The 24,650-nt window shown below is 68.4% G+C and carries 22 protein-coding genes; 14 read left to right on the top strand and 8 right to left on the bottom strand.

Going from position 1 to position 24,650, the window contains the following annotated elements:
- The first annotated feature begins 1 nt into the window (after nucleotide 1).
- From AC27L4_RS29625 to AC27L4_RS29585, 9 genes are all read left to right on the top strand, one after another.
- Nucleotides 2-1,630: an NTP transferase domain-containing protein gene (locus AC27L4_RS29625; RefSeq protein WP_487146221.1), complete on the top strand. Its 1,629-nt coding sequence runs from the start codon at nucleotides 2-4 to the stop codon at nucleotides 1,628-1,630.
- A 595-nt stretch (nucleotides 1,631-2,225) separates the two neighbouring features.
- Nucleotides 2,226-3,143 (top strand): branched-chain amino acid ABC transporter permease, encoded by a 918-nt coding sequence (locus AC27L4_RS29620; protein WP_487146389.1) that lies wholly within the window; start codon nucleotides 2,226-2,228, stop codon nucleotides 3,141-3,143.
- Between the two features lies 1 nt (nucleotide 3,144).
- Complete coding sequence (gene livM, locus AC27L4_RS29615; protein ID WP_487146220.1) at nucleotides 3,145-4,668, top strand: high-affinity branched-chain amino acid ABC transporter permease LivM; 1,524 nt, start codon at nucleotides 3,145-3,147, stop codon at nucleotides 4,666-4,668.
- Nucleotides 4,665-5,579: an ABC transporter ATP-binding protein gene (locus AC27L4_RS29610; protein WP_487146219.1), complete on the top strand. Its 915-nt coding sequence runs from the start codon at nucleotides 4,665-4,667 to the stop codon at nucleotides 5,577-5,579. The genes livM and AC27L4_RS29610 overlap by 4 nt, the downstream gene beginning before the upstream one ends.
- Complete coding sequence (locus AC27L4_RS29605; RefSeq protein WP_487146218.1) at nucleotides 5,576-6,313, top strand: ABC transporter ATP-binding protein; 738 nt, start codon at nucleotides 5,576-5,578, stop codon at nucleotides 6,311-6,313. Before AC27L4_RS29610 ends, AC27L4_RS29605 begins: the two co-directional genes overlap by 4 nt.
- A complete protein-coding gene (locus AC27L4_RS29600; RefSeq protein WP_487146217.1) occupies nucleotides 6,313-6,660 on the top strand; it encodes a DUF6867 family protein in 348 nt (115 codons plus the stop codon). Before AC27L4_RS29605 ends, AC27L4_RS29600 begins: the two co-directional genes overlap by 1 nt.
- Before the next feature lie 144 nt (nucleotides 6,661-6,804).
- The gene (locus AC27L4_RS29595; protein WP_487146216.1) at nucleotides 6,805-7,920 is read left to right on the top strand and encodes a branched-chain amino acid ABC transporter substrate-binding protein; all 1,116 of its coding nucleotides are present in this window, start codon (nucleotides 6,805-6,807) and stop codon (nucleotides 7,918-7,920) included.
- 172 nt (nucleotides 7,921-8,092) lie between these two features.
- The gene (locus tag AC27L4_RS29590; protein ID WP_487146215.1) at nucleotides 8,093-9,508 is read left to right on the top strand and encodes an IS701 family transposase; all 1,416 of its coding nucleotides are present in this window, start codon (nucleotides 8,093-8,095) and stop codon (nucleotides 9,506-9,508) included.
- A gap of 141 nt (nucleotides 9,509-9,649) precedes the next feature.
- Nucleotides 9,650-11,380 (top strand): IS1634 family transposase, encoded by a 1,731-nt coding sequence (locus AC27L4_RS29585; protein ID WP_487141143.1) that lies wholly within the window; start codon nucleotides 9,650-9,652, stop codon nucleotides 11,378-11,380.
- 276 nt (nucleotides 11,381-11,656) lie between these two features.
- Here AC27L4_RS29585 and AC27L4_RS29580 read toward each other — a convergent pair whose 3' ends face one another.
- The 4 genes from AC27L4_RS29580 to AC27L4_RS29565 all read right to left on the bottom strand — a co-directional run bounded on the left by AC27L4_RS29580 (nucleotide 11,657) and on the right by AC27L4_RS29565 (nucleotide 15,376).
- Nucleotides 11,657-12,868, bottom strand: coding sequence for an IS481 family transposase (locus tag AC27L4_RS29580; protein WP_487146214.1), 1,212 nt, complete (start codon nucleotides 12,866-12,868; stop codon nucleotides 11,657-11,659).
- 155 nt (nucleotides 12,869-13,023) lie between these two features.
- The gene (locus tag AC27L4_RS29575) at nucleotides 13,024-13,425 is read right to left on the bottom strand and encodes a GFA family protein (protein WP_487146213.1); all 402 of its coding nucleotides are present in this window, start codon (nucleotides 13,423-13,425) and stop codon (nucleotides 13,024-13,026) included.
- A 103-nt stretch (nucleotides 13,426-13,528) separates the two neighbouring features.
- Complete coding sequence (locus AC27L4_RS29570) at nucleotides 13,529-14,323, bottom strand: DUF899 domain-containing protein (protein WP_487146211.1); 795 nt, start codon at nucleotides 14,321-14,323, stop codon at nucleotides 13,529-13,531.
- 318 nt (nucleotides 14,324-14,641) lie between these two features.
- A complete protein-coding gene (locus tag AC27L4_RS29565) occupies nucleotides 14,642-15,376 on the bottom strand; it encodes a cytochrome c biogenesis CcdA family protein (RefSeq protein WP_487146388.1) in 735 nt (244 codons plus the stop codon).
- 240 nt (nucleotides 15,377-15,616) lie between these two features.
- Here AC27L4_RS29565 and AC27L4_RS29560 point away from each other — a divergent pair, with 240 nt between their 5' ends.
- The 4 genes from AC27L4_RS29560 (at nucleotide 15,617) to AC27L4_RS29545 (ending at nucleotide 18,692) form a co-directional block, all read left to right on the top strand.
- Complete coding sequence (locus AC27L4_RS29560) at nucleotides 15,617-16,606, top strand: P1 family peptidase (protein ID WP_487146210.1); 990 nt, start codon at nucleotides 15,617-15,619, stop codon at nucleotides 16,604-16,606.
- A gap of 116 nt (nucleotides 16,607-16,722) precedes the next feature.
- On the top strand, nucleotides 16,723-17,400 hold the full coding sequence (gene rpe / locus AC27L4_RS29555; RefSeq protein WP_487146209.1) for a ribulose-phosphate 3-epimerase: 678 nt from the start codon (nucleotides 16,723-16,725) through the stop codon (nucleotides 17,398-17,400).
- A gap of 66 nt (nucleotides 17,401-17,466) precedes the next feature.
- Nucleotides 17,467-18,207, top strand: a complete 741-nt coding sequence (locus tag AC27L4_RS29550) for a DUF2259 domain-containing protein (RefSeq protein WP_487146208.1) — start codon at nucleotides 17,467-17,469, stop codon at nucleotides 18,205-18,207.
- Nucleotides 18,204-18,692, top strand: coding sequence for a hypothetical protein (locus tag AC27L4_RS29545; protein ID WP_487146207.1), 489 nt, complete (start codon nucleotides 18,204-18,206; stop codon nucleotides 18,690-18,692). The genes AC27L4_RS29550 and AC27L4_RS29545 overlap by 4 nt, the downstream gene beginning before the upstream one ends.
- A gap of 16 nt (nucleotides 18,693-18,708) precedes the next feature.
- Here AC27L4_RS29545 and AC27L4_RS29540 read toward each other — a convergent pair whose 3' ends face one another.
- From AC27L4_RS29540 to AC27L4_RS29525, 4 genes are all read right to left on the bottom strand, one after another.
- A complete protein-coding gene (locus AC27L4_RS29540) occupies nucleotides 18,709-19,533 on the bottom strand; it encodes an ABC transporter permease (RefSeq protein ID WP_487146206.1) in 825 nt (274 codons plus the stop codon).
- Nucleotides 19,530-20,705: an ABC transporter permease gene (locus tag AC27L4_RS29535; protein WP_487146204.1), complete on the bottom strand. Its 1,176-nt coding sequence runs from the start codon at nucleotides 20,703-20,705 to the stop codon at nucleotides 19,530-19,532. Before AC27L4_RS29535 ends, AC27L4_RS29540 begins: the two co-directional genes overlap by 4 nt.
- Complete coding sequence (locus AC27L4_RS29530; RefSeq protein WP_487146203.1) at nucleotides 20,702-21,766, bottom strand: ABC transporter ATP-binding protein; 1,065 nt, start codon at nucleotides 21,764-21,766, stop codon at nucleotides 20,702-20,704. Before AC27L4_RS29530 ends, AC27L4_RS29535 begins: the two co-directional genes overlap by 4 nt.
- Nucleotides 21,767-21,917: 151 nt before the next feature.
- Nucleotides 21,918-22,961, bottom strand: a complete 1,044-nt coding sequence (locus tag AC27L4_RS29525) for an ABC transporter substrate-binding protein (RefSeq protein ID WP_487146386.1) — start codon at nucleotides 22,959-22,961, stop codon at nucleotides 21,918-21,920.
- 351 nt (nucleotides 22,962-23,312) lie between these two features.
- On the opposite strand from AC27L4_RS29525, the gene purB reads away from it, so the two are divergent.
- Nucleotides 23,313-24,620, top strand: a complete 1,308-nt coding sequence (gene purB / locus AC27L4_RS29520) for an adenylosuccinate lyase (RefSeq protein WP_487146202.1) — start codon at nucleotides 23,313-23,315, stop codon at nucleotides 24,618-24,620.
- The last annotated feature ends 30 nt before the right edge of the window (nucleotides 24,621-24,650 follow it).

Raw genomic sequence — 24,650 nt, 5'->3', positions numbered from 1 at the left:
GATGTTCTTCGGCTCGGTTCCCGTCGACGAGGCGGCAGGCGGCGTCGCCGCTCACTCCATCCGCAAGGGCGAGCTCGTCCTGCGCAAGGGCACCCGCATCGGCGCCGCCGAGATCGCAGCGCTCAAGCGCGAGGGCGTCGCCGAGATCGTCGTCTCGCGCTTGACGGCCGACGACGTCTCCGAGGACGAGGCGGCCGCCCGGATCGCCGCGCGCGTCGCCGACGGCGGCGTGCATGTCGAGGCCCCCTTCACCGGCCGGGTCAACCTCTTCGCCGAGACGGCCGGCGTGCTGGTGGTCGATCGGCTCCGCATCGATGCGCTCAACCGCGTCCATGAGAGCATCACCTTCGCCACGCTGCCGGCCTTCGCCACCGTCGAGCCGGGCGAGATGATCGCCACGGTGAAGATCATTCCCTTCGCCGTGGACCGCCCGGTGCTGGCGGCGGCGCTCGACGCGCTCGATGCGCCCGTGCTGACGGTGGCGCCGTTCCGGCCACTGCGCGTCGCCGTGGTCTCGACCCTGCTGCCCGGCCTCAAGGACAGCGTCGTCGCCAAGACGTTGCGTGTCCTGGCGGAGCGCCTGGCGCCGGCCGGAGCCACCATCGTCGCCGACACCCGCGTGCCGCACGAGGCCGGCGCGCTGACCCGGGCCCTGCGCGCCGTCGACAATGCCGACATGGCCATCGTGTTCGGTGCCTCGGCCATCGCCGACCGCCGCGACGTCATTCCTGCCGCGATCACGGCGGCGGGCGGGCAGATCGAGCATTTCGGCATGCCGGTCGACCCGGGCAACCTGCTGCTGCTCGGCGACCTCGGCGGCCGGCCCGTGCTCGGCGCTCCCGGCTGCGCCCGCAGCCCGAAGGAGAACGGCTTCGATTGGGTGCTCCACCGCCTGCTCGCCGGCGTTCCCGTCACCCGCGGCGACATCACCGGTTTCGGTGTCGGCGGCCTGCTGATGGAGATCGTCACCAGGCCGCAGCCGCGCGCCGGCGCCGTCGAGGCCGAGACGCCGAAGGTCGCGGCCGTGGTGCTGGCGGCCGGCCGCTCGACGCGCATGGGCGGGCCGAACAAGCTCCTGCAGGAGGTGCAGGGGCGGCCACTGGTGCGAATCGCCGCCGAGGCCGCCCTCGCCTCGCGCGCCGGCCCGGTGATCGTCGTCACCGGTCACCAGGAGGCCGAGGTCCGGGCCGCGCTCGCCGGCCTCGACCTTACCTTCACCCGCAACCCGGATTATGCCGAGGGGCTTTCGACCTCGGTACGGGCCGGCATCGCGGCCGTGCCGGCCGAGGCGGACGCGGCGGTGATCTGCCTCGGCGACATGCCGGGCGTCGATGCCGGCCTGATCGACCGGCTGATCGGCGCCTTCGAGCCCGCCAGGGGAGCGCTGGTGGCCTTGCCGACGGTCGAGGGCCGGCGCGGCAACCCGGTGCTGTGGGCGCGGCGCTTCTTCGAGGACCTCAAGGCGCTGGAGGGGGATTCCGGCGCGCGCCAGATCCTCAAGGCCCACGCCGATGCCGTCGTCGAGGTGGCGACCACGGGCGACGCGGCGCTGTTCGACGTCGACACGCCCGAGGCGCTGGCCCGGTCCCGCGCCGGATCGCCCGGGACCGGTGCATCGCCCGCGCGCTGATCCCGGCATGCCGGTCCGAGCCCGGCTCGCGGACACGGCATGGACAGCCTGCGCATGACGGCATGGACTCTCCGAGCGACCCGTCGGCGCCGATCCCGACGATGGTCGCCTGGTTCCCGGCCGGATTGGGCGAAGTCGAGCCGCGGCAGGCGGCGGCCACGAGCCGTCCCCGGCGGCCGGCGCCGCGGGCCTTGCCGCTGACGAAGCTGTTCCATCGGTGAAGATCGACGGCGATCGTTGCGGAAAGCCGGCCGAACAAAGCCTCGATCCCGGCGTGTCCCGCCGAGCCCACGAATTTGTGATATCTCCTGAACTTGTCGACTGCTTGTTCACGCCCCGCTCTTGCCCGCGCCGCGAAATCTTCGTGCGCTGACTTCGTATTCACTGTCTGCTTTTCGACTCTCCCGTCGCTGTTTCCGTCTCATATCGTTCTTTTGACAAGTCGACGCAGGCGCGCGATTGTCACGTTCCAAGTCCCTTGCTAAGGAGGGGACGGGTTCGGACGACCGCTTTTCCCCGCATGTAGAACTGTCTCGGCAAGAGGCGCCATGCGGAAAAAAAACGGCGGCGTTCACAAGGGGAAAGTCCGGTGTCGATAGAAGTTTTTGTCCAGCAGCTCATCAACGGGCTGACTCTCGGGTCCATATACGGGCTCATAGCCATCGGCTACACGATGGTTTTCGGCATCATCGGCATGGTCAACTTCGCACACGGCGACGTGTTCATGCTGTCCGCGTTCATCGCGCTCATCATCTTCCTGCTGCTCACGACCTGGCTCGGGATTTCCTCGGTGGCCCTTGCGCTGCTGGTGGTGCTGATCCTGGGCATGGCGCTCACCGGCCTGTGGAGCTGGGCGATCGAGCGAGTGGCCTATCGACCGTTGCGAGGCTCCTTCCGCCTGGCGCCGCTGATCTCGGCCATCGGTATGTCGATCTTCCTGGCCAATTTCGTGCAGGTGGCGCAGGGGCCGCGCAACAAGGCGATCGCGCCGATGTTCTCCGAGACCATCACGGTCATGCATTCGGAGACCTTCGACGCCGTGATCTCCTACAAGCAGATCATCATCTTCCTGGTGACCGGCGTGCTGCTGGCCGGCTTCTGGTACCTCGTCGCCAAGACGCCGCTCGGCCGGGCCCAGCGCGCCTGCGAGCAGGATCGCAAGATGGCGGCGCTGCTCGGCGTCGACGTCGACCGCACCATCTCGCTCACCTTCGTCATGGGCGCGGCGCTGGCTGCGGTGGCGGGCGTGCTTTACCTTACCTATTACGGCGTCGTCAGCTTCTCCGACGGCTTCGTGCCCGGTGTGAAGGCCTTCACGGCCGCGGTGCTCGGGGGCATCGGCTCCCTGCCCGGCGCGGTGCTGGGCGGCATCCTGATCGGCCTGATCGAGACCATGTGGTCGGCCTATTTCTCGATCGACTACAAGGATGTGGCAGCGTTCTCGATCCTGGCGATCACCCTGATCTTCCTGCCGCAAGGTCTGCTCGGCAAACCCGAAGTCGAGAAGGTGTGACATGGCGGCAGTCGATCACAACGACGCCGAGGCCTCGGCGGACGTCTATGGCGGCCTGAAGCAGGCCGCGGCCACCGGCCTTGTCGCCCTCGGCCTGTTCCTGCCGACGGTCGGCCTGGTCACGGTCCAGGACATCTCCAACAAGGTGGTCCTGACGACGGCGATCCCGCTGCTGATCGCCCTGGTGCTCATCATCGCCTTCGGCCGCTTCCTGCTCTCCTTCGTCGGCGACCGGCGATGGTGGCTGATCTCGGTCGTCGGCATCGGCGTCGCGCTCTACGGCGCCTTCCAGATCCTCACCGCCGAGGATGCCGTGTCGATGAAGGCGCGCACCGCCCTGGTCGCCGTCGGCCTGGTCATCGCCATCGCCGCCGACCTCTTCACCGATCGGCGCAGGGCCGTCGCCCGCGACTTCGGCAGCGGCATCGCCACGGTGCTGCGCCAGCCCGCGACCGCCTATGTGCTGCTCGGTGCCGCCCTCGCCTACCCCCTGGTCATGGTCGCGATCCACGGCCCGAGCGGATCGATCAAGTGGATCGACAATTACGGCATCCAGATCCTGATCTATGTGATGCTGGGCTGGGGCCTTAACATTGTCGTCGGCCTCGCCGGCCTGCTCGACCTCGGCTATGTCGCCTTCTACGCCGTCGGCGCCTATTCCTACGCCCTGCTCTCGACCCAGTTCGGCCTGTCGTTCTGGGTGCTGCTGCCGCTCTCAGGCATCCTGGCGGCGTTCTGGGGCGTGATCCTCGGCTTTCCCGTGCTGCGCCTGCGCGGCGACTACCTGGCCATCGTCACCCTAGCCTTCGGTGAGATCGTCCGCCTGGTGCTGATCAACTGGAAGGACTTCTCCAACGGCTACGAGGGCATTTCCGGCATTCCGCGCCCAAGCTTCTTCGGGCTGCCCTTCAACGCCTCGGACACCGGCTTCGCCGCCTTCTTCGGCCTGCCGTTCTCGCCGATCTATCGCACTATCTTCCTGTTCTACCTGATCCTGGCCATGGCGCTCGTCACCGCGGCGGTGACGGTGCGCCTGCGCCGCCTGCCGATCGGACGCGCCTGGGAGGCACTGCGCGAGGACGAGATCGCCTGCCGGTCGCTGGGGATCAACACCACCAAGACCAAGCTCACGGCCTTCGCCATCGGCGCCATGTTCGGCGGCTTTGCCGGCGCCTTCTTCGCGGCGCGCCAGGGCTTCATCTCGCCGGAGAGCTTCATCTTCAACGAATCGGCGATGATCCTGGCCATCGTCGTGCTCGGCGGCATGGGGAGCCTGGCCGGCGTGGTCATCGCCGCCGTGGTGATGATCGGCGGCATCGAGGTGATGCGCGAGCTCGACTTCCTCAAGCAGATCTTCGGCCCCGACTTCGACGCCACCAAGTACCGCATGCTGCTCTTCGGGGCCGGCATGGTGCTGATGATGCTGTGGAAGCCGCGCGGCCTGATCTCGCACCGAACTCCGACGGCCTTCCTCAAGGAGCGAAAAACCGTGTCCGGCGACCTCGTGAAGGAGGGTCACGGATGAGCGCCCGCTGGATCGACGATCCTATCCTCAAGGTCGACCATCTGACCATGCGCTTCGGCGGCCTGGTCGCGGTCAACGACCTGGCCTTCCAGGTCGGCCGCGGCGACATCACCGCCCTGATCGGACCGAACGGCGCCGGCAAGACCACGGTGTTCAACTGCATCACCGGCTTCTACAAGCCGACCGGCGGCCGCATCGCCCTTCGCCATGGCGGGATGAGCGCCTGGAACGGCCTCGACGCCCTGACCAACATGGCCGGCCGGTCCGCCGCCGTCGGCGCCGACCGGCTGTTCCTGCTGGAGCGCATGCCCGACTTCCTGGTGTCGCAGTCGGCCCGTGTGGCGCGCACCTTCCAGAACATCCGCCTGTTCGCCGGCATGACCGTGCTGGAAAACCTGCTGGTGGCCCAGCACAATCCGTTGCTGAAGGCTTCGGGCTTCTCCATCCTCGGCATCTTCGGCCTGCCGGTCTACACCCGGGCGGAGCATGCGGCGATCGAGCGGGCCAAGTACTGGCTCGACAGGATCAGGCTGACCGATCGCGCCGACGACCCGGCCGGCGACCTGCCCTATGGCGACCAGCGCCGCCTGGAGATCGCCCGCGCCATGTGCACCGAGCCGGCCCTGCTGTGCCTGGACGAACCGGCGGCCGGCCTCAACCCGAGGGAAAGCAACGAGCTGAACACGCTCCTGCGCCTGATCCGGGCCGAGCACGACACCGCCATCCTCCTGATCGAGCACGACATGTCGGTGGTGATGGAAATTTCCGACCATGTCGTGGTGCTCGACTACGGCACCAAGATCGCCGACGGCACGTCCGAGGAGATCCGCAACGATCCCAAGGTCATCGCCGCCTATCTCGGCGTCGATGACGACGAGGTCGAGAAGGTCGAGGCGGAGGTCGGGCTATGAGCGAACAGTCCACGTCCCCGCTGCTCTCGGTGCGCGGCGTCCAGACTTTCTACGGCAATATCTGTGCCCTGAAGGGTGTCGACGTCGATGTGCACGAGGGCGAGATCGTCACCCTGATCGGGGCGAACGGCGCCGGCAAGTCGACGCTGATGATGACCATCTTCGGCTCGCCGCGGGCGCGCCACGGCCAGATCCTCTATGAAGGCCGCGAGATCACCCGGATGGCGCCGCACGAGATCGCCCGCCTGCGCATCGCCCAGTCTCCCGAGGGCCGGCGCATCTTCCCGCGCATGACCGTGATGGAGAACCTGCAGATGGGCGCGTCGATCGACGGCTATGCCCATTTCGAGCAGGATCTGGAGGCGATGTTCAAGCTGTTTCCGCGCCTCAAGGAGCGCATCGCCCAGCGCGGCGGCACGCTCTCGGGCGGCGAGCAGCAGATGCTCGCCATCGCCCGGGCCCTGATGAGCCGGCCACGGCTCCTGATGCTCGACGAACCCTCGCTCGGCCTGGCGCCGCTGATCGTCAAGCAGATCTTCGACGCCATCCGCAACCTCAACCGCACCCAGAATCTGACCGTGTTCCTGGTCGAGCAGAACGCGTTCCACGCCTTGAAGCTCGCACATCGCGGCTATGTCCTGGTCAACGGCGCAGTCACCATGTCCGGCACCGGCAAGGACCTGCTGTCGCGGCCCGAGGTTCGGGCGGCCTATCTGGAAGGCGGGAGGCACTGATGCAGGGCGTCCTCTACGAAGAATCCTCGGCATGGCTGTTCGTGCTGGTCACGGTGATCCTCGGGGGCGCCGGGGCCTGGATGACCGGCCGCGCCTGCGCGCAGACCTGGCGGCCCTATCCCGTGCTCGTCCTTTATCTCGTCCTCCTGGCCGCGGCCGTGCGCTTCATTCACATGGCGCTGTTCCAGGGCACGCTGCTGTCTCCACACTACTTTCTCGTCGACCTGATCGTCGTGCAGGTCATCGGCGCCCTCGGCTATCGCCGGACGCGGGTCCGCCAGATGGTATCCAAGTATACATGGCTGTTCGAGCCGGCCGGGCCGTTTGCCTGGCGCGCGAAACGTTGACGCCAACATCAGGGAACATCAGACGAATTTTTCGAAACCGGATGACAAGGACGCCAAACTGCGCAGAATGTTCGCCCAGGCGTCACTGCCTCCGCTACACCGGAGCCGTCGTCACGGCGCCGGAACACCACCAGGGAGAGTCACATGAAAAAACTTTGGTTGACCAGTGTCGTGCTGGCAGCCGGCCTCGCCTTCAGTGGCGTTGCCCAGGCTGAGATCAAGATGGGCGTCGCCGGTCCGATCACCGGCCCCAACGCCGCCTTCGGTGCCCAGCTCAAGAACGGCGCCGAGCAGGGCGTGGCCGATATCAACGCCAAGGGCGGCATCAACGGCGAGAAGGTGTCGCTGCAGGCCGGCGACGACGTGTCCGATCCCAAGCAGGGCGTGTCGGTCGCCAACAAGTTCGTCGGCGACGGCGTCACCCTGGTGGTGGGCCACTTCAACTCGGGCGTCACCATCCCCGCCTCCGAGGTCTATGCGGAGAACGGCATCCTGTTCATCACCCCGGCGGCGACCAACCCGAAGGTGACCGAGCGCGGCCTGTGGAACGCCTTCCGCACCTGCGGCCGCGACGACCAGCAGGGCAAGCTGTGGGCCGATTATGCGATCGCCAACTTCAAGGACAAGAAGATCGCCATCGCCCACGACAAGACCACCTACGGCCAGGGCCTGGCGGATGCCGCCAAGGGCTTCCTCAATGCCGGCGGTGTCAAGGAAGTGCTGTATGAAGGCGTCAACACCGGCGAGAAGGACTATTCGGCGCTGGTCTCGAAGATCAAGGCGTCGGGCGCCGACCTCCTGATGTGGGGCGGCCTGCACACCGAAGGCGGCCTGATCATCCGCCAGATGCGCGACCAGGGCCTCAAGACGGTGATGATGTCGGGCGACGGCATCACCTCCGACGAGTTCGCCACCATCGGCGGCGAGGGCGTCATCGGCACGCTGATGTCCTTCGGCCCCGATCCGCGCAAGAACCCGGCGGCGGCCGAGGTGGTCAAGGCCTTCGAGGCCAAGGGGATCAACCCCGAGGGCTACACGCTCTATTCCTATGCCGCCACGCAGATCTTCGCCCAGGCCGCGGAGGAAGCCAAGTCGACCGACCCCAAGAAGTTGGCCGATGTGATGCATTCGGGCAAGGTGTTCAAGACCGTGCTCGGCGACATCTCCTACGACAAGAAGGGTGACCGCACGACCGTCGACTACGTGATGTACACGTGGCAGAAGGGCGCCGACGGCAAGATCACCTACATTCAGAACTGATCCCTGCGGATCGCTTCGACAGGCCCGCCCCGGCATCCGGGGCGGGCTTTTCTATTGGGCCGGCGGTCCTTAGTCTTACTGAGTCAGAAAGCCGCGGATTGGATCGGTATTTTGGGGCGAGCCGCCGGCGTATGGTGTTGGACTGATTTGGCCGGCATCATCGGAGGGTGGGATGGACGGTTTGGCGAGCCGGGAGAGTGAAGCGCGCTTTTCGAGCTATGTCGAGGGTCTTGTCGGGGTGATCGGGCATGCGGACCGGGCGGAGCCGCTGCGCGCTTATTGTCTCGGGCTGCTGCTGCCGGGCGAGCGCAAGAGCGTGGAGCCGATGGCGGCGGTGACGGCGCCGTCCCGGGTGGCGGCGCAGCATCAGGCGCTGCTGCATTTTGTCGGCAATGCGCCGTGGTCGGATGAGCCGGTGCTGGCCAAGGTGCGCGAGCAGGTTCTGCCGGCCATCGAGCGCAGTGGGCCGATCGAAGCCTGGATCATCGATGACACGGGCTTTCCGAAGAAGGGGCGTCATTCGGTCGGGGTGACGCGGCAAGATTGCGGCCAGCTCGGCAAGCAGGACAACTGCCAGGTGGCGGTGAGCCTGTCGATCGCCAGCCATGCCGCCAGCCTGCCGGAAGATTGGGCGGCAGATCCGCTGCGGCGGGCCAAGGCGGGCGTGCCGCCGGAGGTGGCGTTTGCGACCAGGCCGGAGATCGCGCTGGCCCAGCTGCGGGCGGCGTGTGCGGCAGGTCTTCCACGAGGGACGGTGCTGATGGATGCCGGCTATGGCGTCGACACGCGCCTGCGCACCGAGATCACCGCCCTCGGCCTTCGCTACGCAGCGGGCCTGACGTCGACCATGACGGTGTGGCCGCCCGGCACCGGGCCGTTGCCGCCGAGGGAGCGGAGCGGCCGGGGCCGGCCGGGCACGCGCCTGCGCCGGGATGCCGAGCATCGGCCGGTCACGGTCAAGGCCCTGGCGCTCAGCCTGCCGGCTTCGGCCTGGGAAACCATCCGTTGGCGCGAGGGCGCGGCCGACTGGCTGAGCTCGCGCTACGCCAGGGTGCGCGTGCGCCCGGCCCACCGCGACGAGCAGCTCACCCAGCCGCGCCCGGAAGAATGGCTGCTGATCGAATGGCCCGAAAGCGAGGCGGAGCCGGTCAAGTATTGGTTCTCCACCCTGCCCGAGGCCATCCCCTTCGCCGACCTGGTCGATGTCACCAAGCTGCGCTGGCGCATCGAACGCGACCACCAGGACCTCAAGCAGGAGGTCGGGCTCGGCCACTACGAAGGGCGAGGCTGGCGAGGCTTCCACCATCACGCCACCCTGTGCATCGCCGCCTACGGCTTCCTGGTCTCCGAAAGGGAGACGATTCCCCCCTCCGGACCGGGCACCGCCGCGAACCTCCCGCAACCTGCCCTTCCCGACGATTATCGACCCCGAGGCGCCGCCGACCCGGCCCGAACGGCACATGCCCAACTCGATCGCCTCCATGCGCCGACGCCTCACCGTCGCTCTCGCCGGCAGCCTGCAGCGCTGTCCCTGCTGCAACGCACCGCGCAAGCCACCGACTGTCCCACAACGCTTGTGACGCAGTAAGATTAGACGGAGCTTCCTTCTTCCGACCGCGCCAAGCGCCTGATTTTTCGGCAGAAGGTTGCTTCTGTGTGCTCATAATGTAGCCATGTAAACTGGTAATTTCGGCTTGTTTTGAATGAGATTGTGCCGTAAAATGGCGCCATGTACATCGAATCCGTCCCCAACCGCGACTCCCCGCCGGCCATCCTGCTGCGCGAGAGCTATCGCGAGGGCGGCAAGATCAAGAAGCGCACGCTGCTCAACCTGTCCGACTGGCCGACCGAGCGCATCGCCGGCTTCAGGATGCTGCTGAAGGGCGGCACGGTGCTTCCGCCCGACCGGGAGGCGATCAGCATTGTGCGCGCCCTGCCGCACGGCCATGTCGCCGCGGCGCTGGGCACCGCCCGCAAGATCGGTCTCGACCGGCTGCTCGGGCCTGCCGGCAACCGCTGCCGGGATCTCGTCCTGGCACTGATCGTCAGCCGCATCCTCGATCCAAGCTCGAAGCTCGCGGCGGCGCGGGCACTGTCACCCGATACCGCCGCCTCCAGCCTCGGCGCCGAGCTCGGGCTGGGGCCGGTGGACGAGGCGGACCTCTACAGCGCTCTCGACTGGCTGGCGGAGCGCCAGGCGGCGATCGAGACGGCACTGGCCCGGCGCCATCTCGCCGGCGGCACGCTGGTGCTCTACGACGTCACGTCGAGCTACATGGAGGGCCGCTGCTGCCCGCTGGCCCAGTTCGGCTACAATCGCGACGGCAAGAAGGGCAAGCTGCAGATCGTCTACGGCCTGCTCTGCGCCCCTGACGGCTGCCCGGTCGCTGTCGAGGTCTTCGAAGGCTCGACCGGCGATCCCTCCACGCTGGGCAACCAGGTCGCCAAGCTGAAGCAGCGCTTCGGCCTCGACCATGTCGTGCTGGTGGGAGACAGGGGCATGATCACTCAGGCCCGCATCGCCGAGGACATCAGGCCGGCCGGGCTCGACTGGATCACGGCGCTGCGCGCCCCGGCGATCCGCGGCCTGCTCGAGGGCGGCGCCTTCCAGATGTCGCTGTTCGACGATCGCGACATGGCGGCCATCACCTCACCGGACTTCCCGGGCGAGCGCCTGATCGTCTGCCGCAATCAGGCGCTCGCCGCCGAGCGCGCCCGCAAGCGCGAGGATCTCCTGCGCGCCACCGAGCGCCACCTCGCTCCTATCGCCGCCGCGGTGCGGCGCAAGCGCGAGCCGCTGCGCGGCCAGGCCGAGATCGGCCTGGCCGTCGGCGCCGTGATCGACCGGCATAAGATGGCCAAGCACTTCGAGCTTCAGATCACCGACACCAGCTTCACCTTCGCCCGCAAGACCGCCGAGATCGCCGCCGAGGCCGCCCTCGATGGCCTCTACGCCGTGCGCACCAGCCTGCCCGCCTCGACGCTCGACGATGCCGCCACGGTCAAAGCCTACAAATCCCTCAGCCTGGTCGAGCGCGCCTTCCGCTCGATCAAGACCGTCGATCTGCATGTGCGTCCGGTCTACCACTGGCTGCCCGAGCGGGTGCGCGCTCACGTCTTCTTGTGCATGCTCGGCTACTATCTCGAATGGCACATGCGCCGGCGCCTGGCGCCCATGCTCTACGACGACACCGACAAAGACGCCGCCGAGGCGCTGCGCCCCAGCGTCGTCGCCAAGGCCCAGCGCTCGCCCGCCGCCGTCACCAAGCAGACCACCGGCCTCACCCCGGACGGCCTGCCCGTGCACAGCTTCCACACCCTGATCGCCGATCTCGCCACCCTCACCCGCAACACCGTCGAGATCGCCACCGCGCCGGGCATGCCCTTCGCCATCGCCGCCCGCCCGACGCCGATCCAGGCCAAGGCCTTCGACCTCCTCGCCGTCGCCCGTACCCAGTAGAGACGTCCGTCGATCCGGTTTTAGCTCGCAAGATCAAATGCTTGCGCTCTGCGAAAGAAAGAAGCTCCGATTAGAACGCGTCGACGAATAAATGCGTCAAACGCGGCGCCGGCCACTCTCCTCCCCCGGCAAGTCGGATGTTTCCGACTTGCCTTCTTGCTCCGCCCATCTCGGGAACACCCGAGATGGGTGGGGAGGAGTACGAGGTGGGGATCCCACAGGATGGAACTCGTCCTGCACGCCCCCCATCTGTCCAGCGGAAACATAGGTAACATTTTAGACCGGATACATGGGTGACACTCGTTCACGTTTCGGTCTTCGCCGCGCCGCCCCGGGGGCGGCGCGGCGGCGCAATTTTGTCTTGCCGCGGTCGATCCAGCCGAGCGGCACGTCGAAGAAGCGAACCTGCCAGCTGCCGTCTTCGGTCTCCTCCACGGCGACGGCTTCGCCGACGAGCGCCTCGCCAAGGAACACCAGGTCGCCCTGCCATTTGATCGTGCCGTTGGAGCGCACGCGGCGCGCCGCAGCCTCGCTCGGATAGGCCGGCTCGGGCAGGCGCCGGGGCATCGGACGCGGCGAGGGTTGGTAGACGCTGGCCGGCGTGCGCTGGCCGAGCGCCTCGTGCGGCCGCTCCTCGTTGTAGTCGCGCACGAACGCCGCAAAGCGCCGGTTCTGCGCCGCCCGGTTCCGCGCCGGTGGCCGCATCGCCTCCAACAGCGTCAGATGGAAACGCTCGTGCCGGCCGTTCTGCTGCGGATGGCCCGGGTCGATCCGCTCAGGCTTGATCCCCAGCCTGATCCACCAGACCGACAGTGCCGACAGCCCGCCCACCCCGGTCGAGGCGAACGGCACGCCGTTGTCCGAACGGATCACCTCGGGCAGGCCGTACTCCCGAAAAGCCCGTTCGAACAATGGCTTGGCCTCCTCGTGCGCGGTGCTGCCCGTCGCCGTCACGCTGAGCGCATAGCGGCTGAACCCGTCCGTCATCGTCAACGGCTCGGCCCGGCTCCCATCGCCAAGCCGCACCCAGCCCTTGTGATCCACCCCCCAGACATGGTTGGCGCGCTGCGGCACCGTCAGCTCTCCCACCCGCGGTGGCGCACGGCGCCGAACACACCGATCGCTCACCAGCCCGGCCCGCTTCAGCAGCGCCCCGACCGTCGACACCGAGGGCCAGTCCTGGGCCGGCTCCGCCGTCGACAACGTGAACAGAAGCTTCCGAGGGCCCCAGCTCGGCCGCTTGCGCCGCAAGCCGAGGATCGCCTCCACCAGGTGCTCCGGCGTCGCCCGCCCATGCTCGTGCGGCGCACGCGACCGCTCCGCCAAGCCGGACGCGCCCAACAGCCGATAGCGATCGATCCACTTATAGCCCGTCTTTCGGCTGATCTCGTAGCGCTCGCAAAGCTCCGTCACCGTCCAATCCCCAGACAGATATTCGCTGACAAAGCCCAGTCGCTGATCCATCGCGCAGCTCTCTTTCCACGGCATCGGCTGCTCCTCCCAGCCGACAGAGAACTGTCACCTATCTTTCCGGTCCGTTCTGTTACCTATCTATCCGGTCCGCACACATCCCTTACCCTTCCCCACAAGGGGGAAGGGATCGGCAGGCGTCGCGACCGATTCTCTTATTGTCCGACGGACCCTTAGCCGGGCATTTTCTCGAATGCCTGCAAGGCAGCATCCATCGTGTCCCACGCATGGTCACGAACGCCGTAGGGAACGACTTGCGGATGGAGCTGGCCTGGATCGTCGAGGCTCGCCGCATGGACCGCCACGACCTCCGGCATTGCAGCGAAGGTCAGATAGACCGGCGTTCCGCAGGTCGGGCAGAAGGCGTGGACCTTGTCGTCTGCGGCTCGCCAGGTCTTCACTGCGCCCATGATCGTCATATCGGCTCGCCGGGGGAAGGTCAGATAGGGTCCATGCCCGATGTCGCCTCGCTGGTCGCGGTCGAGACCTTCGCCATCATTCTCGAAAATGGGTTCGCTGCGCGTTTCGTAGCGGAGCGCACCGCACGCGCATCCGCCGGCATAGAGCGTGGTCATCGTCTCTTTCCTGCTGGTGGGCGCCGCCGGCGTCGACACTGAACGGGGCCTCACCCGCGCGGGCCGCGTCGCGGCCCGCCGGATGCTTCCGGAACGCCCCGGCTCAGGCCTTCGTCCCGGCAGGCCGGTTCCGGAACGCCGCCTCTCCGGCATCCGACACCTCGACCCATTTCTTGTCGGGCTCGGCGTCCGCGACGTAGCTGTCGTGCCAGTTCCACCATTTGTAGGTCGGGGTCTGGGGATAGCCCTCGGGCGAATCTTCCCAGAGCTCCTGGCGGCCCAGCGGCGTGATGTCGAGGTAGTTCCAGGTGCCGCCCATCTGCTCGTCGCCGCGATTGTCGATGAAGTAGGTGCGGAACACACGGTCGCCGTCACGGTAGAACACGTTCGTGCCGTGCCATTCATGCACGCCGAAGTCGGCATCGAAACTATCGGTGATGGTGACCCAGGGCATGTGCCAGCCCATGCGTGCCTTCAGCCGCGTGATGTCGGCCTGCGGCGCACGCGAGGCAAAGACCAGCGTGGTGTCGCGCGCGTTGAGATGCGAGACATGCGCGACCTGGTCGGCCACCATCGAGCAGCCCCGGCAGGCATGCTCGGGCCAGCCGAACACACCCGGCTCGAAGAAGGCGCGATAGACGATCAGCTGGCGGCGGCCCTCGAACAGGTCGAGCAGGCTGACTTTGCCCTTCGGGCCTTCGAACGCATAGGCCGTCTCCACGGCCATCCACGGCATGCGCCGGCGTTCGGCGGCCAGGGCGTCGCGGGCGCGGGTCTGGGCTTTTTCCTTGACGAGCAACTGCCGGCGGGCGGTTTCCCAGGCCTGCGGCGACACGACCGGCGGCGTGTGCATGGCAGGCTGTCCGTCCTTGCGTCGAACCTCTGCTGATGTGTTCATGGCTGTCGAAACCTCCTCATTCGGGCCTGTCCCTGCGCTTCGCGGTCGAGGCGCAAGTCCAGCCACGGCTCATGGCGCGTTGCTGCCTGGAGGAAGCATCGCACCGGACGCCGAAGGGCAGGGAGTAACAAGTGTGGCGGTATTCGGCTGGGACCGTCGCTCCCGGCCGCATCAGCCCGAAGCGGCCGGACGCTTCCCGCCATCGAGCCGCCGCGTGCGGGATCCGGGCCGGATCGGCCACGCAGTCCTTTGCCGCTGCGGGAAGCAGGCTCTCGCCGAATGCCTCGGAACGAACGTCTCCGGCCGGCCTCGCCGCACCTACCCCAGCCGCCCGAGCACCGGGAACGTCTCCAGCAGCCAGAAGGACAGATTGGCCATCGTACCGGTGAGGAAGCCGACGCCGGCCAGCACCAGCACGCCGCCCATCACCTTCTCGACCGTGCCGAGATGGGCCCGGAAACGCCGGAGGAAGCGCACGAACGGCCCCATCGCGAAGGCGGCGACGAGGAAGGGCACGCCCAGGCCGGCGGAATAGACGGCGAGCATGAAGGCGCCCTGGCCCACGCTCTGCTCCCGCCCGGCCACGGCCAGCACCGTGGCGAGAACCGGGCCGATGCAGGGGGTCCAGCCGAAGGCGAAGGCCAGGCCCATCAGATAGGCGCTCCAGGTGCCGTTCGAGGACGGCCCGTGGAACCGCGCCTCGCGATAGAGCAGGCCGATGCGGAACAGGCCGAGGAAGTGCAGGCCCATGACGATGATGATCACGCCCGCCACCGTGCCGAGCAGGTCGAGGTGCTGGCGCAGCACTTGGCCGAACACCGAGGCGGTCGCGCCCAGGAGCACAAACACGGTGCCGAAGCCGGCCACGAACAGCATCGCCGCGACCACCGCGCGGCGGCGCACGGAGGCATCGACCGTGTCGGCCGAGAGGCGGTCGAGCGTCGTGCCGGCGAGGTAGGTGAGGTAGGGCGGCGCCAGAGGCAGCACGCAGGGCGACAGGAACGAGGCAAGGCCGGCGAGGAAGATGACGGGGAGCGTGATGTCGGCCATGATCGATCCGGATGGGCATTGCGGGGTCGGCCGGTCGCGACGGCGACGCGGGACGCCGCGAACCGGGCAGAGGCGGTCCGCGCCCCTGCTTAGCTTGCCCGCCGGCCCGCCCCAAGCTCCGCAATGCCGCATCATCATCTCGTGATCGCTCGTGATCGACGGGCGAAGCCGGAGCGCGCTTGACGCGCCGCCGGCTTGGCGGCCTTCTCGGCGACGACGGTGCGGCAAGGGGCGGAGAAACCGATGCGCAATCTCATCACCGACGTCGAGGGTGTCCTGGTCGGGCAGGCCGAGGACATGGCCGTCGGCTCCGGCGTCACGGCCATCGTCTTCGCCGAGCCTGCCGTGGCCTCGGTCGACGTGCGCGGCGGCGCACCGGGCACGCGCGAGACCGATCTGCTGCTGCCCGAGCGCACCGTGCCGGCGGTCGATGCGATCATCCTGTCGGGCGGCTCGGCCTTCGGCCTCGATGCCGCGGCCGGGGCCATGGCCTTCCTGGTCGAGGCCGGACGAGGATTCGCCATCGGCCCGATGCGGGTGCCGATCGTGCCGGCGGCGATCCTGTTCGATCTCCTCAACGGCGGCGACAAGGCGTGGGGGCGCTACCCGCCCTATCGCGAGCTCGGCTACCGTGCCACGGCCGTGGCCGGCGCCGACTTCGTCCTCGGTACGGCCGGAGCCGGCACCGGAGCGACCACCGCAACCTGGAAAGGCGGCCTCGGCTCCGCCTCCGCCCGTGCCGGCGCCTTCACCGTCGGCGCGATCGTCGCGCTCAACGCCCTCGGCAGCGCGACGATCGCCGACGGCCCGCATTTCTGGGCAGCGCCCTGGGAACAAGCCGGCGAGTTCGGCGGCCTCGGCCTGCCTCATCCGCTGCCTCCCGACGCCCACGCGCCGCGCACCAAGTCGCGCCGGACAGAGAACACCACCATCGCCGTCGTCGCCACCGACGCGGTGCTGAGCAAGGTCCAGGTCCGGCACCTCGCCGTGATGGCGCAGGACGGCCTTGCCCGCGCCGTCCACCCCGTCCACACCCCGCTCGACGGCGACACCGTGTTTGCTGCCGCCACGGGGCGGCTGCCGCTCGCCGACCCGGTGGAGGACATGATCGCCATCGGCAGCGCAGCCGCGGCGGCCCTGGCGCGGGCCTGCGCTCGCGCCGTCCACGAGGCGCAGGCCCTGCCCTACCCCGGCAGCCAGGTCGCCTGGCGCGACCGGTTCGCAGACGCCTGACCGGTGGATGCCGGCCTTTCGCCGGCTCCGCTCGCATGTTAGGGCGTGATGATCGCAAATCGGCCGGACACGGCATTGCCCGGCGCCCGCACGCCTCTCCCGCCATCGGATATCCCATGCCCCGCCCCCTGATCATCGCGCCTTCGATCCTTTCCGCCGACTTCGCCAAGCTGGGCGAGGAGGTGCGTGCGATCGAGGCTGCCGGCGCCGACTGGGTCCATGTCGACGTGATGGACGGGCATTTCGTGCCCAACCTGACCTTCGGCCCCGGCATCACCGCGGCGCTGCGGCCGCACTGCCGCACCCATCTCGATCTGCATCTGATGATCGCGCCGGCCGATCCCTATCTGGAGGCCTTCGCCCAGGCCGGCGCCGACACCATCACGGTGCATGCCGAGGCCGGCCCGCATCTGCACCGCTCGCTGCAGGCGATCCGGGCGATGGGCAAGCGCGCCGGCGTCTCCCTCAACCCCGCCACCCCGGAGGATGCGATCGGCTATGTGCTCGATCTCGTCGACCTCGTCCTGGTGATGAGCGTCAATCCCGGTTTCGGCGGCCAGGCCTTCCTGCCATCCGTCGTGGCAAAGATCGCCCGGGTGCGGGCGATGTTGGGCGACCGCCCGGTCGACGTCGAGGTCGATGGCGGCATCACGCCGCAGACCGCGCCGGCGGTGGTCGCCGCCGGGGCGAACGTGCTGGTCGCGGGATCGGCCGTGTTCAAGGACGGCCCGGCCGGCTATGCCGCCAACATCGCCGCGATCCGCTCGGCCGCGCAATCGGCCGCTGCCGCCTGAGCCTTGCCGCCGTTGGCGCTTCGGCAACACCTGCAGCGTAGGATCGCGTCTCATCGAGGCCGAACCATGCGCTCCTGCCTGCCGCCCCTCGCCCTCCTCGCCACGCTGCTCGCCGCGCCGCCCGCCGGCGCGCAGGGCGGGACCAAGCTCGCGGTGCTGGGGTTCGCCAAGGATGGCTCGGCCTTCGCCTTCGAGCAGTTCGGCTGGCAGACCGGCGCCCAGGATCCCTATTCGGAGCTGACCATCCTGCTCGCCGCCACCGGTGCCAGCGCCGCCGGCTCGCCCTTCACGGCCGTGATCGCCGACAAGGACGCCTCGCAGGACAGCGCCCGGGCGATGGTCTATACTGCGGCCCGGCAGGCCCTGGCCGACTTCGACATCGGCGATCCCGGCACGGTTGTCGTGCGGGCCTCGGGCGATCCAAGGGACACCGCGGCGGGGCAGGCCAGTTTCGATGCGCCGGGCCTCGGCCGGCTGACCGTGAAGCTGGAGGCGGTGCCGGTCAAATCCGTCGGCTGCGACCCGACGGGCGCCACCGTGAAGGCCCTTGCCGTCCGTCTCCTGGACGAGAAGGGCGAAACCCTGCGCACCATCCACAAGGAGCGCAGCCCGCCCGCCGGGCGCCAATGCCCGACGGGCTACGCCCTGACCGAGATCCGCTTGCTGACGCGACCGGACCAGCCGCCGGTGCTGGCCCTGATCGTCGGCATGGATCGGCCGCGGCTCGACAAGACCGAGCGGCGCTATCTTGCCTTCGTCGCCGACCTCGCCCGGCCACCCGCGGCCGAAGCCGGAGGCAGCGAATGACCGGCGACACCGTGCCGCCTCCGCCGCGATCCGCCCTGCTGTTCGGGCTAGCCTTCGCCATCCTTTCCGGCCTGGCGCTGGCGCTGGGCATCGTCCTGATCGAACAGAGCTTCAACCAGCGCAACGCCTGCGTCCTCGCCGTTCTCGTGTCGGGCGCCGCCGTCGCCGGTGTGATCGCCGCCTGGATCGGCCGCCGGCTGGCCCGGCGCTGGCCGGCATTCTGGCGCTTCGCCGCCATGGCCGTCGGCCTCACCGGCGGCACCCTGTTCATCGCCGGCGGCCTCTACAGCGTTCTCGTCCGCGACATCCTCGGCCAGTTCGACATGGATGACCTCGGCCGCGCCGACGGCATCATCCATTTCATGTACGGGCACGGGGCGCTGGCCTATCTCATGCTGGTCGGCGACTGGAACCTGCTGCTCTCCTGGCCGCTGCCAGCGGCCAGCGCCGTCGCCGCCTTCCTCTTCGCCACGCACCGGCTGTAGCGTCGCGCCGGCCGCCCTATTCCTCGGCCGGCAGCACCTGCTTGCGCCGCCCGAGCAGGGCGAGGATGGCGGCGCCCTTGACGGCCAGCGCCAGGACCAGCGTCACCACGATGATCAGGAAGGCCGCGGCAGCAATGGCCGGGCTGATGTTCTCGCGCAGCGAGGAAAACATCTGCCGCGCCAGCGTGGTCTGGTTCGGGCCAGCGACGAACAGGGTGATCACCACCTCGTCGAGCGAGGTGGCGAAGGCGAAGGCCGCGCCGGTGAGCACGCCGGGCAGGGCCAGCGGAAAGGTCACCGCCCGGAACACGGTGGCGGGCGAGGCGCCCAGGCTCGACGCCGCCCGCTCCAGCACCGGATCGATGCTGGCGAGCGAGCCGGAGACGTTGACCAGCACGAAGGGCACGCACAGCACGGCGTGGGCGATGATGACGCCGGCATAGGAGGAAGCCAGGCCCAGTCTCGCATAGAGGATCTGCATGCCGACGCCGAGCACCACTGCCGGCACCACCATCGGCAGGAGGAAGATCGAGCGCAGCAATCCGGAGGCCGGGACCAGGTTGCGCCTGAGGCCGAGGGCGGCCAGCGTGCCGACCACGGTCGAGAGCACCGTGGCCCCAGTGCCGACGATCATGCTGTTGATGATCGAGCGCTGCCAGGCGTCGCTGGTGGCGAGCGTCTCGAACCAGCGCAGCGACGGCCCCGCCATCGGATAGGTCAGGAACACGCTGTCCGTGAAGGCGAGCGGCAGGATCGCCGCCAGCGGCAGCACCAGGAAGGCGACGACCAGCGCCCCGAAGGCGAGGCGCGCGGCGTTGAAGGGCTTGCGCCAGGCCCTCATGGCTGCACCATCGGCGAACGAGACAGCCGGCCATAGATGAGATAGAGCACCATGGTCGGCACCAGCAGGAAGATGCCCAGCGCACCCGCCATGCCCCAATTGGCCGTGCCGGTGGCGTAGAAGGCGATGACGGAAGAGATCATCTGCTCGTTCGGACCGCCGACCAGCGCCGGCGTGATGTAGTAGCCCAGCGCCACCATGAAGACGAGCAGCGAGCCCGACAGCAGGCCCGGCATCGCGAGCGGCAGCATGACATGGCGGACGGCCCGCAGCGGCGGCGCCCCCAGCGAGGCGGCGGCCGGCATCAGGTTGCGCGGAATGGCGACGAGGCTGGCATAGATCGGCAGCACCATGAAGGGCAGCAGCACATGGGTCATGGCGATGAGGATGCCGGTGCGGTTGTAGATCAGCGGCAGCGAGCTCTCGATCAATCCGAGCGCCTTCAATGTCTGGTTGATCAGCCCGTTCTCCTGCAGCAGCACCATCCAGGCGGCGGTTCGCACCAGCAGCGAGGTCCACAGAGGCAGCAGCACGGCCAGCAGCAGGAGATTGCGCGTCCAGCCGGAGGTGCCCGCGATCAGCATGGCGAAGGGCAGGCCTATGGCAGCGCAAAGCAGCGTCACCTGCAGGGCGATCATGAAGGTGCGCACCATGATCATGCGGTTGACGGCCATGCCCTCGGGCACGCCGGTGATGCTGCCGTCGTCGGCGCGCTTGAGATCCACTGCCGCCAGCAGGTTGGCATCGGTGTAGGCCGGCATGCCCCGCTTCATCGCCAGCCAGAACTGCGGCTGGCCCCAGCGCGGATCGATGCCGGCCAGCGCCGGCGGACTGCCCTCGGGGGCATTGCGGACGGCCGTGGCGGTCTTCGGCAGCAGCGTCCGGAAGCCGGCCTGCTGGCTGTTGAGCGTCCGGACGGCGTCGCCGAACTGCTCCTGTGGAATGGCGTTGCGCAGGTCCTTGACCAGCGCCGCCTCGACCTCGGCAGGCGGCAGGCCCTCGCCCGGCCAGCTCGTCATTGCCTCGGCAGTGAGCGGGAAGGCCTGGCGCACCGTGCCGCCCTGCACCGCGGTGACGATCATCATGCCCAGCGGCCACAGGAAGAAGATGCCGAGGAAGGCGATCAGGGGAAGCACCAGCAGGGCGGCCTTCAGCCGCGGCGCCGTACTCATGGCAGGACCAGGGTGCAGTCGTCCGGCGCGAAGCCGGCGTGGAGCTGGGTGCCGACCGCGCGGCCGGCCGCACGCCGGTCGGCCTTCGCCACGAGGCGACGGCCGCCGATGGCCAGGTGGAGCCGGACATGGTCGCCGTGATAGACCTCGTCCTCGACCTGCACCGGCAGGCTGTTGGGAAACCTCGGGGTATCGTCGACGTGCAGCCGCTCCGGCCGCACCGAGATCAGCACCGGCGCCTCCTGGTCCGGAGCGCGGTCGGTGCGGCAGGAGATCCTGGCGCCGAGCGCCAGATCCACCATCGCCAGGCCGTCCGCGCTCGACCTGAACGTGCCCTCCAGCAGGTTGGTCTCGCCGATGAACTCGGCGACGAAGCGGGTGCGCGGCCGGTCGTACAGGCCGGAGGGGGTGTCGAGCTGCTCGATCTTGCCGAGATTGAGCACGGCGATCCGGTCCGACATGGTCAGGGCTTCGCCCTGGTCGTGGGTGACGAAGATCACGGTCAGGCCGAGCTTGCGGTGCAGCTCGCGGATCTCCAGCTGCATATGCTCGCGCAGCTGCTTGTCGAGCGCGCTGAGCGGCTCGTCCATCAGCACCACCTTGGGCTCGTAGACCAGGGCGCGCGACAGGGCGATGCGCTGCTGCTGGCCGCCGGAGAGCTGGGAGGGCTTGCGGCCCTTGACGTGGCCGAGACGCACGAGATCGAGCGCCTTGGACACCCGGCTCTCGCGCTCGGCCCGCCCGACGCCGCGCATCTTCAACGGGAACGCCACATTCTCGGCGATGGTCATGTGCGGGAACAGGGCATAGTTCTGGAACACGACGCCCATGTCGCGCTTGTGCGGCGGCAGTGCCTCGACGCGCGCCCCATCGACCATCAGGGCACCGCTGGTGGGCGCCTCGAACCCGGCCAGCATCATCAGGAGCGTGGTCTTGCCGGAGCCGGACGGCCCGAGCAGGCTGACGAACTCGCCGCGCCCGATGTCGAGGTCGAGATTGTCGACGACCGTCATCGAGCCGAAGGACTTGGTGACGGCCTCGAATTGAATGAAGGAATCCATAGTCCCCGAGATCCCCCTCTGGACGCACGGCCGGCAGAGGCAGGCCATGCCGCCGGGATGCACAAGGCCGGCCCGTCCGGCTCGGCTTGCTGCGACGGAACCTGTGCCGCCGCCGACGCGGGCGCGCCGGCGGCGGGCTCGTCCCGGGCGGCTACTGGCCGAGCCAGGCGTTGAAGCGCTTGGTCAGGTCCTCGATGTTGTCGTTCCAGAACTCGATGTTGATCGGGATCGCCTCAGCCATGTTGGCGGGCAGCGTCGGCAGGTCCGCGGCGAGATCGGCCGGAACCGCCGCGGCCGCCGCCTTGTTGGGCAGTCCGTAGGCGATGTCCTGGGGCAGCTTCGACTGGTTCTCCGGCAGGCTGGCGAAGGCGATGAAGTCCATCGCCTCGTCCTTGTTGGGGCTGCCCTTGAGGATCACCCAGCTGTCGACCGCGTAGATGCTGCCGGGCCAGACGACCTTGAAATGCGTGCCCTCGGTCTTGTTGATGCCGGTGACGCGGCCATTGTAGACTGAGGTCATCACGACCTGGCCTGACTTGAGCAGCTGCAGCGGCTGGGCGCCCGACTCCCACCACACGATATCGCCCTTGATCTGGTCGAGCTTCTTGAAGGCGCGATCGACGCCTTCCGGCGTGGCCAGCGTGGCGTACACGTCCTTGGGCGCGACGCCGTCGGCCATCAGCGCGAACTCGAGCGTGTATTTCGGACCGCGGCGCAGGGCGCGCTTGCCGGGAAACGTCTTGGTGTCCCAGAAATCGGCCCAGGACTTCGGCGGATCCTTCAGCTTGTCGCCGTCATAGGACAGCAGCGTCGACCAGACGATGGCGCCGACGCCGCAATCGCTGACGGCGCTGTCGATGAACTTGTCCTTGCCGCCGAGCTTGGACCAGTCGAGCGGCTCGTAGATGCCGTCGGCGCAGCCGATCGCCAGTTCCTCGGCCTCAACCTGCACCGCGTCCCAGTTGGGCGTGCCGGCCTTGACCTTGGCCTGCAGCACGCCGATGCCGCCGTCCCAGGCCTCGTCGAGCACGGGCTTGCCGATCTTCTCCGAGAAAGGCTTGAAATAGATCTTGCGCTGGGCGTCCTGGTAGTTGCCGCCCCACGAGACGACCGTCAGGTCGCGGGCGGAGGCGGCGGTGACGCCGGCCAGCGCCGTGCCGATGGCGACGCAGGACGCGAGGAGGGCATGTCGGATACGCATCGTGGTCTTCCCCACTGTTTCGTTGCTCTGGCGACGTTGCACGGCCGGCTGAAATCGCCAGCCCGTTCCGTCGTGTCGCACGCGGCGGGACTGCCGCGCCGATTGTCCTTATCGGAACGCACTGGACGGCCGATGGCAATGGCAAGGCGGGGCCCAAGAAAAAAAATGACTGCGGGACATGGCGGGCAGCCGCGGCGCCGGCCATGGCGGGCCGTCCCGCAACCCGGCGCAGCCGTCGCGCCGCCGATCGAATCGCGCGCCGTCAGGGCATTCTGCCCGGAAATTCCGGGCTAGCCTCGACAGGCCCCCTCTGTTACGACGCGCGCGCAACAGAAGGCCTTCTCCATGATCCCTCGCTACAGCCGGCCGCAGATGGCGGCCATCTGGGAGCCGCAGACGCGCTTCCGCATCTGGTTCGAGATCGAGGCGCACGCCACCGATGCCCTCGCCGAGCTGGGCGTGGTGCCGAAGGAGGCCGCGGCGGCGATCTGGGCCAAGGCCGGGAACGCCGTCTTCGACGTCGAGCGCATCGACGAGATCGAACGCGAGGTCAAGCACGACGTCATCGCCTTCCTCACCCATGTCTCGGAGATCGTCGGCCCGCAGGCACGCTTCCTGCACCAGGGCATGACCTCTTCCGACGTGCTCGACACCTGCTTCGCCGTGCAGCTGACCCGCGCCGCCGACCTCCTGATCGAGGATGTCGACGCTCTCCTCGCCGCCCTGAAGCGCCGCGCCTTCGAGCACAAGCTGACCCCGACCATCGGCCGCAGCCATGGCATCCATGCCGAGCCGGTCACCTTCGGGCTGAAGCTGGCGCAGGCCTATGCGGAGTTCGCCCGCAGCCGCGAGCGCCTGGCGGCCGCGCGCAGGGAGGTTGCGACCTGCGCCATCTCCGGCGCCGTCGGCACGTTCGCCAACATAGACCCGCGCGTCGAAGACTATGTCGCGGAGAAGATGGGCCTTTCGGTCGAGCCCGTCTCGACCCAGGTGATCCCGCGCGACCGGCACGCCATGTTCTTCGCCACGCTCGGCGTCGTCGCCTCCTCGATCGAACGGCTCGCGATCGAGATCCGCCACCTTCAGCGCACCGAGGTGCTGGAGGCCGAGGAATTCTTCTCGGCGGGCCAGAAGGGCTCGTCCGCCATGCCGCACAAGCGCAACCCGGTGCTGACGGAGAACCTCACCGGCCTAGCCCGCATGGTGCGCGCCTATGCCCTGCCGGCCATGGAGAACGTGGCGCTCTGGCACGAGCGCGACATCTCCCATTCCTCGGTCGAGCGCATGATCGGCCCGGACGCGACTGTGACGCTCGACTTCGCGCTGGCGCGCCTCGCCGGCGTCGTCGACAAGCTGCTGATCTACCCGGAGAACATGCGCCACAACCTGGACCGGCTCGGCGGCCTGCACAATTCGCAGCGCGTGCTGCTGGCCCTGACCCAGGCCGGCGTGAGCCGCGAGGACAGCTACCGCCTGGTGCAGCGCAACGCCATGCGGGTCTGGCGCGGCGAAGGCGACTTCCTCGCCTTCCTCAAGGCCGATCCGGAGGTGTCCGCCAGGCTGTCCGACGCCGAGCTGGAAGCGATGTTCGACGAGGGCTACCATTTCAAGCATGTCGATACGATCTTCCAGCGCGTGTTCGGGCATGCGTGAGCCTGGCGGCAGCGCGGCCGGTCGAGCGGA

Source organism: Labrys sp. Lb11 (genome assembly GCF_057554225.1).
This window is presented reverse-complemented; position numbering and strand designations above follow the sequence as displayed.

Bases quoted from the DNA above. Each gene is read 5' to 3' on its own strand.
- AC27L4_RS29535 (WP_487146204.1), bottom strand. From the start codon at position 20,705: ATGAGTACGGCGCCGCGGCTGAAGGCCGCCCTGCTGGTGCTTCCCCTG.
- purB (WP_487146202.1), top strand. From the start codon at position 23,313: ATGATCCCTCGCTACAGCCGGCCGCAGATGGCGGCCATCTGGGAGCCG.
- AC27L4_RS29575 (WP_487146213.1), bottom strand. From the start codon at position 13,425: ATGACCACGCTCTATGCCGGCGGATGCGCGTGCGGTGCGCTCCGCTAC.
- AC27L4_RS29540 (WP_487146206.1), bottom strand. From the start codon at position 19,533: ATGAGGGCCTGGCGCAAGCCCTTCAACGCCGCGCGCCTCGCCTTCGGG.
- AC27L4_RS29560 (WP_487146210.1), top strand. From the start codon at position 15,617: ATGCGCAATCTCATCACCGACGTCGAGGGTGTCCTGGTCGGGCAGGCC.
- livM (WP_487146220.1), top strand. From the start codon at position 3,145: ATGGCGGCAGTCGATCACAACGACGCCGAGGCCTCGGCGGACGTCTAT.
- AC27L4_RS29610 (WP_487146219.1), top strand. From the start codon at position 4,665: ATGAGCGCCCGCTGGATCGACGATCCTATCCTCAAGGTCGACCATCTG.
- AC27L4_RS29580 (WP_487146214.1), bottom strand. From the start codon at position 12,868: ATGCCGTGGAAAGAGAGCTGCGCGATGGATCAGCGACTGGGCTTTGTC.
- AC27L4_RS29605 (WP_487146218.1), top strand. From the start codon at position 5,576: ATGAGCGAACAGTCCACGTCCCCGCTGCTCTCGGTGCGCGGCGTCCAG.
- rpe (WP_487146209.1), top strand. From the start codon at position 16,723: ATGCCCCGCCCCCTGATCATCGCGCCTTCGATCCTTTCCGCCGACTTC.
- AC27L4_RS29530 (WP_487146203.1), bottom strand. From the start codon at position 21,766: ATGGATTCCTTCATTCAATTCGAGGCCGTCACCAAGTCCTTCGGCTCG.
- AC27L4_RS29625 (WP_487146221.1), top strand. From the start codon at position 2: ATGTTCTTCGGCTCGGTTCCCGTCGACGAGGCGGCAGGCGGCGTCGCC.
- AC27L4_RS29545 (WP_487146207.1), top strand. From the start codon at position 18,204: ATGACCGGCGACACCGTGCCGCCTCCGCCGCGATCCGCCCTGCTGTTC.
- AC27L4_RS29595 (WP_487146216.1), top strand. From the start codon at position 6,805: ATGAAAAAACTTTGGTTGACCAGTGTCGTGCTGGCAGCCGGCCTCGCC.
- AC27L4_RS29570 (WP_487146211.1), bottom strand. From the start codon at position 14,323: ATGAACACATCAGCAGAGGTTCGACGCAAGGACGGACAGCCTGCCATG.
- AC27L4_RS29585 (WP_487141143.1), top strand. From the start codon at position 9,650: ATGTACATCGAATCCGTCCCCAACCGCGACTCCCCGCCGGCCATCCTG.
- AC27L4_RS29600 (WP_487146217.1), top strand. From the start codon at position 6,313: ATGCAGGGCGTCCTCTACGAAGAATCCTCGGCATGGCTGTTCGTGCTG.
- AC27L4_RS29550 (WP_487146208.1), top strand. From the start codon at position 17,467: ATGCGCTCCTGCCTGCCGCCCCTCGCCCTCCTCGCCACGCTGCTCGCC.
- AC27L4_RS29590 (WP_487146215.1), top strand. From the start codon at position 8,093: ATGGACGGTTTGGCGAGCCGGGAGAGTGAAGCGCGCTTTTCGAGCTAT.